Genomic DNA, 10,636 nt, shown 5'->3' with positions numbered 1-10,636 from the left:
AAGGCCAAGCATTAGAACTTGATTACCATCCATGTATTTACTTCTTAAATTATTGACTACAAAAACTAGATTTATTATCTCAAAAACAAACCCATTAAATCCACACTAAACGACGAAGAGCCAGAAAACTCGGAATTGTCAGGGTTTTTACCAACTAAAGAGATGGTTTGTTCATTGGTAAAACTTGAAACGTGGTGTTCATATTGCCATTGAGTAGGGTTTGCGCTAGCAAGTGCTACCGATAAAAAAAGAGGAGTAAACATTAAAGCTTTTAAATTGTTATTTTTACATTTTCTTTATGTTACTTTGATGTGTTTACTCTAATTAAGCTTGTATATATAAACAAGAACCAAATGACACTTACCGTAAAAATAATTGTGCATATTCTGGCTATTTTCTATCTATTTCAAATTTTGTTCAATGTTATTCATGCCGAAGTACCAAATAATGAGACAAAGTTTTAATTGGATCTCTTTATTTCGAAATTTGAAGGGCAAGAGTTCGTGGAGTTTGTACTAGATTGATAAAGCAAATCTGTCAGTGTTTGAGTTTTTTCAATAACCTTAGGCAAATGAATATCCATCTCAACTAATTGATTAGATGTGCACTTTAAAGCAATGTGTTGGTGACTGTTCTCACCAAATGCTTGATCAAAAGCTTGATTGAAGCGGTCAGTAGAGACTGTTTTACCAATATTAGATTGAATAAAATCAGTTACGAAAGAGCTTTGATTCACTCTATCAACCAGAGACGTGGCTAAGTCAAAATATTCATCAGGAGAGCCACCTTGGCAAGTACCATGTTTCCACCATTCATGGTTTTTTAAATCGGAATTGTATTGAGTGCTTGGCATCAGCTCCTTGAGTTTTGCTTTTACTGCATCATCAGATAGCTTTATGTCAGAAAAGGGTTCATGAGTTTCTTTTCCACAAAAATTATAATTCTTGCCGCATGAATCTTTATTTGGCCACAAGCCGTGCAAAGAAAACTCTGATGCAGTCTGTTCTCCATTCCCGTTTTTTAATGCATCACATTCAGGCTTTCCATTTCCGTGAGTGTCACAAAAACCGGGTTGCCAAGATAAAGCTAAAACATGTGAGTCATACTCGCCTGTAGTATGGCAACTTCCGCTATTTCCGCCGCCATTTGAAGGTGGTGTTGAGGAAAATGTCGAAGTGCCGCAAATACCTTTTATCCATCGATAAGGAGAATGAGCCTCAGAAGTATTGACTCTAACCCAACTTGGGTTTTCATTCGAACCTTGAAATTCGATGATGCCATAATGGTTACCGGGTTCAGAAAAAACCGAATCAGGATTGGTTTGCTTTGCTTCAGACTGAAACATAGGGCAAACATCAGTAGCTTCGAAATCGCCAATTTCAGATGCTAAAACATTGACTGAGAATAGCAGTGTTAAAGCAGTAAAAGTGAAACTTTGCAACCAATTCATAAGTGAGGCCTTAAGTGTTCTATTGTTTAAAAAGTAGCACATAAAATGGCAGGCCTCAGAGTTGATGCCCGTATCATTAAGAAATGGTTAAGCTTTTAAGTGTTTGTCATGCACAATGAGGTAAATTGCCGGTAATACTAATAACGACAAAATCGGTGCGGTTACCATGCCTCCAATCATGGGGGCGGCGATATTTTTCATTACTTCATTGCCTGATCCAGCTCCCCACATCACAGGTAATAAACCAAAGAAAATGGTCGCAACTGTCATCGCTTTTGGTCTTATTCGCATTACGGCACCATGAGTAATGGCCTGCTTTAAATCCGACAGTGAATTCAGCTTTCCTTGGCTTTTGGCGTCTTCAATGGCGTTATTCAGATAGAGCAGCATAATCACGCTAAACTCCGCGGCCACCCCCGTGAGGGCAATCATGCCTATCGCTGTTGCGGTTGAATAATTCATATCTAAGCCAAACAACAACCAAGCGCTGCCCACCAAAGCAAAAGGTAAGGACGACATTACAATTAAGGCTTGCTGTGTCTGCCCAAAAGTCATAACCAGTAGAATGAAAATGATCACTAACGTCGCAGGGATGACCATGATAAGTTTATCTTTAACCCGCTGCATATACTCGTATTGGCCTGCAAATTCATAGGTATAGCGTGCAGGCACATTGATCTGTGAATCTAATACAGATTTGGCAGTAGCGATATACTCACCAATAGAAATATCGTCTAAATCGACGAATACCCAGCTGATCAAGCGACCATTTTCACTTTTCATCATCGGCGCACCACGGTTGATTTTAATGTCTGCAACTTGACTTAACGGTAAAAAGTGACCTTGTTGAGTGACGATAGGTAATTGCTTGAGCTTTTCGATATTGTCACGAATATTTCTCGGGTAACGGACATTAATCGGGTAACGTTCTGTGCCTTGAATTGAATCTGATACTTTCATTCCTCCAATGGCATAGCGCACAACATTATGAATTTGTTGCTGGTTAATGCCATAGCGAGCCGCAATATTCAGTTTCGGTGTGATATCAAGGTAGCGACCGCTGCTGCTTCGTTCTGCATAGACAGAGCGTGTACCTTTAAGTTGAGATAATACTTGTTCGACTTGTTGGCCGAGCTGCTCGAGTGTTGCCACATCATCGCCACTGATCTTTAAACCTACAGGGGTTTTAATACCCGTAGACAGCATATCAATGCGAGTTTTTATTGGTTGCACCCAAGCATTGGTTAAACCAGGAATGTTAACCGTTTGCTGTAGTTCATCAATTAACTTGTCTAAAGTCATATCAGCACGCCATTCGTCTTTTGGTTTGAGCATGATGGTGGTTTCAATCATGGTCAATGGTGCGGGATCGGTGGCGGTGTCTGCACGACCAACTTTACCAAATACTCGTTTGACTTCGGGTAAGGTGCTGATCAGACGATCGGTTTGCTGCAGAATTTGTCCCGCTTTTGCAGCACTGATCCCTGGCAGTGTTGTGGGCATATACAGCAAATCACCTTCATCCAGTTCTGGCATAAACTCAGTACCACTTTTGCTTAGCGGATACCAACTGCTGGCAAAAATAACTAATGCTATACCAATGGTTACTTTAGGAAACTCAAGCACCTTATTGATGATCGGTTTATACAGGAATATCAAAAAACGGCTTAATGGGTTGCTGGTTTCTTTTGGAATACGCCCTCGAATAATAAAGCCAATTAAAACGGGTATTAGGGTAATTGAAAGTAACGCTGCGACCGCCATGGCAAAAGTTTTGGTGTAAGCCAGTGGTGAGAATAGCCTTCCTTCTTGTGCTTCCAGCGCAAATACGGGGACGAAACTTAACGTAATGATCAAGAGCGAAAAGAACAGAGCAGGTCCAACTTCGGTACAAGATTTAAGCACCAAGTGCCAATGTTCTTGCGTACTGGGTAAGCGCTTAAATTCGGTATCAAAATACTCTCGGTGTTTATGGAAGTTTTCGACCATAACAATTGCACCATCTACGACAGCTCCTATGGCAATCGCAATCCCACCTAGGCTCATGATGTTGGCATTAATTCCCAACTGACGCATGAAAATAAAAGCGCCGAGCACCGACAGCGGTAATACTATTATTGCAACCAGAGTTGAGCGAGCATGAAACAAGAACAAGAGGCACACAAATGCGACAACCAACATTTCTTCACTGATCTTAAATAGAAGGTTATCAACCGAAGATTGAATCAATTGTGAACGATCATAAGTTGGGATGACTTCAACGCCATCAGGCAGTCCAATTTGGAGCTGCTCTAATTTAGCTTTTACTGCCTGAATGGTGGCTAAAGCGTTTTGGTTATAGCGCATTACGACAATGCCACCAACCACTTCTCCTTCTCCGTTCAGTTCAGCAATGCCTCTTCTCGCTGCGGGTCCTTTGCGAACGTCTGCAACGTCTTTGAGCAATATAGCACGTCCAGAAGGACTGACACTTCCTAATGGAATTTGTTCGATGTGCGCAATACTCGTGAGATAACCCGGAGAGCGCACCATGTACTCGGCCTCACCCATTTCAATCACAGAGCCACCAACATTGCGGTTGCTTTGTTTAACAGCTTGAACGACTGTGTCGATATCAATTTTATGATCAACAAGTCGGCTGGGGTTGAGTACAATTTGATAGCTTTGTTCCATGCCACCAATAGTGGCCACTTCTGCTACACCTGCAACGCTTTGCAATCCTTGTTTTAAGTACCAATTTTGCAAACTGGTGAGATCAGATAAATCTTGTGTACCACGGCCATCAACCAGCGCATACTCAAATACCCAACCGACACCAGATGCATCAGGGCCAATTTGCGGCTGTACGCCAGCAGGTAAAACATAACTTGATTGAGATAAGGTTTCTTGAACTCGGCTACGGGCCCAGTAAAGATCGGTATTATCATCAAAAATTACATAGATATAGGAGTCACCAAAGAACGAATATCCACGTACAGCCTTAGCACCTGGAACCGCTAATAAAACATTGGAAAGTGGATACGTGATTTGTTGCTCTATCAATTGTGGTGCTTGGCCAGCAAACGATGTTTTGACGATCACCTGAACATCAGACAGATCCGGCAATGCATCTAAGGGGGTCCGTTTTAATTCAACGACACCCCAAAACCCCAACATGGCGCTTAACAGCAATACGATTAATCGTTGCGAGAGCGCTAAAGAGATGATTCTTTTTATCATATCCTCTCCTAGTGCTGATGCTGATTAGACAGACGAATTAAACTGCCACGCAAACTGGCTTCGGAATCGAGTAAGAATTGCCCTGACACCACCACGTTTTGACCTTCCTTGAGACCAGATAAAATTTCAGCACGGCCTTGGCGACGGATACCCACCTCAACAATGGCTGCAGCGAAGGTATTATCCGAATCTTGAACGATGACTCGATTTTGGTCATCAATTTGGATCAAGGCTTCTTGAGGAACGGTCAACACATTGTGTTTGGGGCCACCGAATAAAGAAATGTCCACTAAGCTACTGGCTTTAAGATGCATTTCGTCACTGGGAAGAATGATTCTTGCCCTGATACTGCGAGTCACAGGGTCCAGTTCAGGATAGATATAATCAAGTTTACCGTTGAATGTACGCTTGTTTTCTGCAAGAGGACTGACTTCAGCACTGACGCCCTTTGCAAGCCATGGCAAATTGGGCTCAAAAATCTCGGCAATGACCCAAAGATGCTGTAAGTCAGCAATAGCGAGCACTTCAATTTTAGGCTCAATGAACATGCCTTGGCGTACATTAAGCGTTTGAACTACGCCATCTTTTTGTGCGTAGTAGTTTACCAAAAGCTGACTCTTCTTGGTCTTTTTAAGGACTTCAATTTGCTGACGGTCAACGCCTAATAATTCCAATCGCTGCTGAGCACGAGCAACCAAATCAGTATATTGTGCTTGTGATTGATTTCGTTGATACGTATCCAAGGCTAAAAGGTAATCGCCTTGAGCGTTGATCAGTTCCGGTGAATAAAGTTGGTAAAGTAATTGCCCTTTTTTGACTTGCTCACCTTCGCTATTAATGGCCAGCTTTTCAACCCAGCCTGACACTCGAGAATGCTGGTGATAAATCTGGCTTTCATCATATTGCACTTGGCCGATGGTTTTTAAATACTGCCATAGGGTTTGCTTTCTTACCGCTTCAACTTTAATCGCCAAGGCTTGTTGGAGCTCGCCAGAAACTTGAATGACTGATGAGGGCATATTCTCATTAGAGGGTATAATTTCAACTAAATCCATACCGCAAATTGGGCAAGTGCCTTGATGATCTTTGACAATATGGCTGTGCATTGGACACACGAATTGTGTTTGGTTGAGTGCAAATTTTGCAGAGTGTACCGCCGGTTCATGACTGGCGCTTGCAACAATAACATTAGCACTTAACACTAAGCCAATAAAAATCAATATTCGAATAAAAAACCGCATAACAACACCTTGTTATTTTTTAGAAAACACCACTCAATCAAGAGGGTAAAGTAATAGAATTTGAGGTTTGGTTAGGCGATAGGAGGGCGAAGTCCATCATCAGGACTGAAGTGATAAAAAAAGGTTAAATATGAAAAATGACTTTCTTGATCAAAATTTACATCAAATAACGGTATGTTCATGAGTATATTGGCGCTGGCACTGGTTGCGAAACACTGACCACACTCACTATTACACAGGTGTTTCTCGCCGTATTGTTGGCAACAAATATGTTGTGCTTTATCTTGCTGATGGCAATCGATTGATTGCAACATTTGAGCTTGTACGTTCATTGAAATCAAAGACATTTTGATTGGCGCAGCCGTCACCAGCATGCTCTGAGTGAGTAGTACACACAAATTGATGATTAAAAAGCCACGCTTTAAATTGCTCATTGAATAATGCTAAATGTCCTTTTTCAATCGTTACGAGTCTAACATATGATTAGATCGGTAAAAGCAGGAAATTATTTCACTGCTTGTACTAAATATAAGCGACTTGTGACTTGTCCGGCAGATTTTTCTTTTAATAGTGACCAATGCGTTGGTGTCGCTAAGTGTTGAAGTTCAGACTCAGTCTCAACGTAAACTAATGCATCATTAGCTAACCATTTTTTCTCCGAGAGCTGCTGGATAACAGGCTCAGCTAACCCTTTCCTAAACGGAGGGTCAATAAATACAAGATCAAACCCTTGTGCTGGTGGTTGCTCCAATAGAGATAATGTATCACCTTGAGAAACACGAGCATTATCGCAATTTAAGGTTGCTAAGTTAGTTGTTAACTGTTTTGCTGCTTGAGGGTTCAACTCAAAAAATTGTGTAAATTGAGCGTAACGGGATAAGGCTTCAAAACCTAAGCTACCACTACCTGCAAAACAATCGAGCACTCGTGCGTTTTTCACGTCCGTCATTAACCAGTTAAAAACCGTTTCTTTAATGCGATCTGTGGTTGGGCGTAAACCTTCAAGATCATGGACTGGGAGCTTTCGGCTACGCCATTGGCCTGAAATAATACGAATGTGATGAGAAGCCGATTTATTTTTAGCCATGAAGTTCCTACTGTGTCTTGAATCTCAAGAAGATGATACTATTGATGGAATTTGATTATTTTAAATGAATCTGACTAAAGAGATAAGGGAAACCTTATGATTTCAGTCCGATTCATGCGCTAATTTTTATCGTGTGCTAGGAAACGCAATGGCTAAAAAAGGCTTTTTCTCTTGGTTCCGTCGGGACAAGTCCAAAAAACAGACTCAAGAAGAGTCGCAATCGCTAGATACTCCAGAAGTAGAATCCACCACTGAAATCAGTGCTACTCTTGAAGCAGAGCAAAATTCATCAGTACCTCAAGAGCCTGAGTCACAAGCTCAATCTACACCAAATGAACGAACGGAAGATATATCGAATGTCACGTCGACTGACTCAAATCAAACATCGCAAGAAAATGAAGTTGAATCGCAACAAACACTTGCGCCAAAGGATGATGTCTCTCATGTTGTTGCAGAGCCAGAGCCAGAGCCAGAGCCAGAGCCAGAGCCAGAGCCAGAGCCAGAGCCAGAGCCAGAGCCAGAGCCAGAGCCAGAGCCAGAGCCAGAGCCAAATGTAGAAATTGAAGCGGTTAAGTCTGAATCTGAAATCATTGATGGAGTTCAAGATGAACCTGAGCTTATCGTTGATGAGGTCGTTTCTGAAACGGTTGATGATGTCGAACTTGCAGCCGCAGAAACCACCGAAGAATCGCTAGAGGTTGTTGAAGACGTTCAACCTGAGCCACAACAAAAACCGCAAAAAGAAGGGTTGTTTGCTCGCCTAAAACGCAGTTTAAAACGTACCAGTGAAAACATTGGTAGTGGTTTTATTGGCCTATTTAAAGGCAAAAAGATCGATGATGAGCTGTTCGAAGAACTTGAAGAGCAATTATTGATTGCCGATGTAGGCGTAGAAACCACTACTCGGTTAATCGACAGTTTAACCGACCATGCCTCGCGTAAGCAGTTAAAAGATGCTGAAGCGTTGTATGATTTAATGCGTCAAGAAATGCAAGATACACTTGAGCCTGTTGCTGAGCCATTGGTGCCTGAATTACCAGAAGGACAAGAAGGTCCATTTGTGATCTTAATGGTTGGCGTTAATGGTGTGGGTAAAACCACCACCATCGGTAAACTTGCAAAACAATATCAGAGTCAAGGCAAGTCTGTTATGTTGGCAGCGGGTGACACCTTCCGTGCGGCCGCCGTCGAGCAGTTGCAAGTCTGGGGACAACGCAATGATATCCCGGTGATCGCTCAACATACGGGTGCCGACAGTGCTTCCGTACTGTTTGATGCGCTGCAAGCCGCAAAAGCGCGTAATGCTGACGTACTGATTGCAGATACCGCAGGTCGATTACAAAATAAATCGCATTTGATGGAAGAGCTGAAAAAAGTCGTGCGGGTAATGAAAAAGCAAGATGACACAGCACCGCATGAAGTGATGTTGACCTTAGATGCAAGTACAGGTCAAAATGCCATCAACCAAGCACAACTGTTCCAAGAAGCGGTGGGTGTGACGGGCATTACGCTAACCAAGATGGATGGTACTGCCAAAGGCGGTGTTATCTTCGCAATTGCAGACAAATTTAAATTGCCAATTCGTCATATTGGTGTCGGTGAGCAAATTGACGACTTACGTCCATTTGTTGCTAAAGATTTTATTGATGCATTATTCAGTCCTGAAGAACCGGAGTCTGAATCGCATTAACGAAACACCACTCGTATGATTCAACTGTGTTAATTAATGGAAGATTTGCTTTGTCATTGTGGCGCTGCAAATCTTCACTATATCTTTGGCCGTGACTGATCATTGCATCTTGAACTGACCTTACTAATGTGCCCTAATAAACACGGTTAATCAGTGTGAACGGTAAAAACAACGGAAGCTATGATTTTATTTGAGCAGGTAAGCAAAATATATTCAGGCGGTCAAAAAGCGTTGACTGATGTGAGTTTTCATCTAGCAAAAGGTGAAATGGCATTTTTAACTGGTCACAGTGGCGCAGGTAAAAGTACCTTACTCAAATTAATCACTGCAATTGAGAAGCCTAGCGCTGGTCGAGTGGCCATTGATGGTTTTGATATTTCCCGCCTTAAGCGCAAACAAACGCCTTACCTACGTCGTAAAATCGGCATGATTTTTCAGAATCATAACCTGCTGATGGAAAAAACCGTTTTTGATAATGTCGCACTGCCATTGATTATTGAAGGATATTCCATAGCTGAGATCCGTAAACGTGTGGCAGGAGCTTTGGATATGGTTGGGCTATTCGGTAAAGAAAAGCACATGCCGATGATGTTATCTGGCGGTGAGCAGCAACGAGTTGGTATCGCTCGAGCCATTGTTAATAAGCCACCACTGATTTTGGCTGATGAACCAACGGGTAACCTTGATCCAAAGTTGTCCGTAGATATCCTCAATTTATTTGAAATGCTTAACGATGCGGGAACCAGTGTCATGATTGCGACTCATGATTTAGGTTTGATTGCTCGAATGAAGTACCGAACGTTAACCCTAAAGCGAGGACGATTGTTTGGTAGTGAATCTCTTGACATTGAACCCGCTCGAGGTGAAATGCAATGAGTCAGCGTAAATCGCCCACACAACAGCTACACCAAAGTAAGTTGCCACTTTCTGGCCGCATAGTGATGTTTTTTGTGCGCCACATACAGCAAGCTTTTTCCAGTATGGGTGAAGTATGGCGTAACCCTATCTCATCGTTAATGACGATGGCAGTATTGGGGGTGAGCTTGAGTTTACCTGCGGCGTTGCAAGTGTTAGTAAAAAACGCTGAAGTGGTGACTCATTCATGGGATAACGCTGCACAAATTTCGTTATTTATCGAGCCAACCAAAAGTGAGCGAGCGATAGACAGCTTCATCACCCGTGTTAAAGCCTACCCTGAAGTGAGTGAAGTCGGTTACATCAGCCGTAAAAAAGCGCTAGATGAATTTCAGCGATTATCAGGCTTTGGTGATGCTTTAGCTTATTTGGATGAGAATCCATTACCCGCAGTGGTGACTGTCACGCCTAATTTAAGTCATGCTAGCCCCAATCGAGCAAAAGATTTATTGACCAAGCTCCAACAAGAGCCTGAAGTGAGTTTTGGCCGTTTAGACATTGAATGGCTCGAACGCCTACAAGCGTTGGTCCATGTGTTCAAAAGCGGTGTAATGGCCATTGCGTTATTGTTGGTCGGTGCGGTGATTTTAGTTATCGGCAACACTATCCGCCTTGCTATTATGAACCGACGAAGCGAAATTGAAATCATGAAGCTGGTGGGTGCGACAGAAGCCTTTATCCAACGCCCCTTTCTTTATACTGGCATCTGGTATGGAGTCATTGCTGGGATGATAGCCGGAGTGATCGTTAATTTACTGGTGTGGTACCTAGATAACTCAATGCTAGAACTGCTGGATTTATATGATACAACAGGTTCATTACAGTCATTATCTGGTCATGAAATGTTGTTATTAATCTTTTTTGCATCTTTTTTGGGTTGGCTCGGGTCCTATATCTCAGTGAAGCAACATTTAAGACGGATTGAACCGAGTTAATTTTGTAAGATCTGACCTTAGGTTAAAAAAAGTTAATCTTGAAACTGTCATAAAATTTGACTGTCATATCCAGTAACATAAACTTATAACTGCTATCGG

General features: G+C 42.2%; 9 protein-coding genes. 3 read left to right on the top strand and 6 right to left on the bottom strand.

Going from position 1 to position 10,636, the window contains the following annotated elements; all coding sequences use genetic code 11:
• Positions 1–74 precede the first annotated feature (74 nt).
• From JQC92_RS12295 to rsmD, 6 genes are all read right to left on the bottom strand, one after another.
• A complete protein-coding gene (locus JQC92_RS12295) occupies positions 75–263 on the bottom strand; it encodes a hypothetical protein (protein WP_204999936.1) in 189 nt (62 codons plus the stop codon).
• Positions 264–460: 197 nt separating this feature from the next.
• Positions 461–1,450, bottom strand: a complete 990-nt coding sequence (locus JQC92_RS12290) for a ribonuclease T2 family protein (RefSeq protein WP_204999935.1) — start codon at positions 1,448–1,450, stop codon at positions 461–463.
• Positions 1,451–1,537: 87 nt separating this feature from the next.
• Entirely contained in the window at positions 1,538–4,669 is a 3,132-nt protein-coding gene (locus JQC92_RS12285) for an efflux RND transporter permease subunit (RefSeq protein WP_204999934.1), read from the bottom strand.
• Between the two features lie 8 nt (positions 4,670–4,677).
• On the bottom strand, positions 4,678–5,910 hold the full coding sequence (locus JQC92_RS12280) for an efflux RND transporter periplasmic adaptor subunit (RefSeq protein WP_204999933.1): 1,233 nt from the start codon (positions 5,908–5,910) through the stop codon (positions 4,678–4,680).
• A 71-nt stretch (positions 5,911–5,981) separates the two neighbouring features.
• The gene (locus JQC92_RS12275; protein ID WP_204999932.1) at positions 5,982–6,344 is read right to left on the bottom strand and encodes a hypothetical protein; all 363 of its coding nucleotides are present in this window, start codon (positions 6,342–6,344) and stop codon (positions 5,982–5,984) included.
• A gap of 71 nt (positions 6,345–6,415) precedes the next feature.
• On the bottom strand, positions 6,416–6,997 hold the full coding sequence (rsmD, locus tag JQC92_RS12270) for a 16S rRNA (guanine(966)-N(2))-methyltransferase RsmD (protein WP_204999931.1): 582 nt from the start codon (positions 6,995–6,997) through the stop codon (positions 6,416–6,418).
• Positions 6,998–7,145: 148 nt separating this feature from the next.
• Here rsmD and ftsY point away from each other — a divergent pair, with 148 nt between their 5' ends.
• From ftsY to ftsX, 3 genes are all read left to right on the top strand, one after another.
• On the top strand, positions 7,146–8,687 hold the full coding sequence (gene ftsY, locus JQC92_RS12265) for a signal recognition particle-docking protein FtsY (protein WP_204999930.1): 1,542 nt from the start codon (positions 7,146–7,148) through the stop codon (positions 8,685–8,687).
• Between the two features lie 180 nt (positions 8,688–8,867).
• Positions 8,868–9,563: a cell division ATP-binding protein FtsE gene (gene ftsE, locus JQC92_RS12260; protein WP_204999929.1), complete on the top strand. Its 696-nt coding sequence runs from the start codon at positions 8,868–8,870 to the stop codon at positions 9,561–9,563.
• Positions 9,560–10,537, top strand: a complete 978-nt coding sequence (ftsX, locus tag JQC92_RS12255) for a permease-like cell division protein FtsX (RefSeq protein ID WP_204999928.1) — start codon at positions 9,560–9,562, stop codon at positions 10,535–10,537. The genes ftsE and ftsX overlap by 4 nt, the downstream gene beginning before the upstream one ends.
• The last annotated feature ends 99 nt before the right edge of the window (positions 10,538–10,636 follow it).

The sequence above is a fragment of the Parashewanella hymeniacidonis genome (genome assembly GCF_016900895.1).
In the GTDB taxonomy this organism is placed as follows: Bacteria; Pseudomonadota; Gammaproteobacteria; order Enterobacterales; family Shewanellaceae; genus Parashewanella; species Parashewanella hymeniacidonis.
The sequence above is the reverse complement of the archived record's forward strand: the minus strand, read 5'-3'. Positions and strand labels throughout refer to the sequence as shown.

What these genes read in the sequence shown, in the direction of transcription:
- ftsX (WP_204999928.1), top strand. Translation starts at nt 9,560, where the DNA reads ATGAGTCAGCGTAAATCGCCCACACAACAGCTACACCAAAGTAAGTTG.
- JQC92_RS12295 (WP_204999936.1), bottom strand. Translation starts at nt 263, where the DNA reads ATGTTTACTCCTCTTTTTTTATCGGTAGCACTTGCTAGCGCAAACCCT.
- JQC92_RS12280 (WP_204999933.1), bottom strand. Translation starts at nt 5,910, where the DNA reads ATGCGGTTTTTTATTCGAATATTGATTTTTATTGGCTTAGTGTTAAGT.
- JQC92_RS12290 (WP_204999935.1), bottom strand. Translation starts at nt 1,450, where the DNA reads ATGAATTGGTTGCAAAGTTTCACTTTTACTGCTTTAACACTGCTATTC.
- ftsY (WP_204999930.1), top strand. Translation starts at nt 7,146, where the DNA reads ATGGCTAAAAAAGGCTTTTTCTCTTGGTTCCGTCGGGACAAGTCCAAA.
- JQC92_RS12275 (WP_204999932.1), bottom strand. Translation starts at nt 6,344, where the DNA reads ATGAGCAATTTAAAGCGTGGCTTTTTAATCATCAATTTGTGTGTACTA.
- rsmD (WP_204999931.1), bottom strand. Translation starts at nt 6,997, where the DNA reads ATGGCTAAAAATAAATCGGCTTCTCATCACATTCGTATTATTTCAGGC.
- JQC92_RS12285 (WP_204999934.1), bottom strand. Translation starts at nt 4,669, where the DNA reads ATGATAAAAAGAATCATCTCTTTAGCGCTCTCGCAACGATTAATCGTA.
- ftsE (WP_204999929.1), top strand. Translation starts at nt 8,868, where the DNA reads ATGATTTTATTTGAGCAGGTAAGCAAAATATATTCAGGCGGTCAAAAA.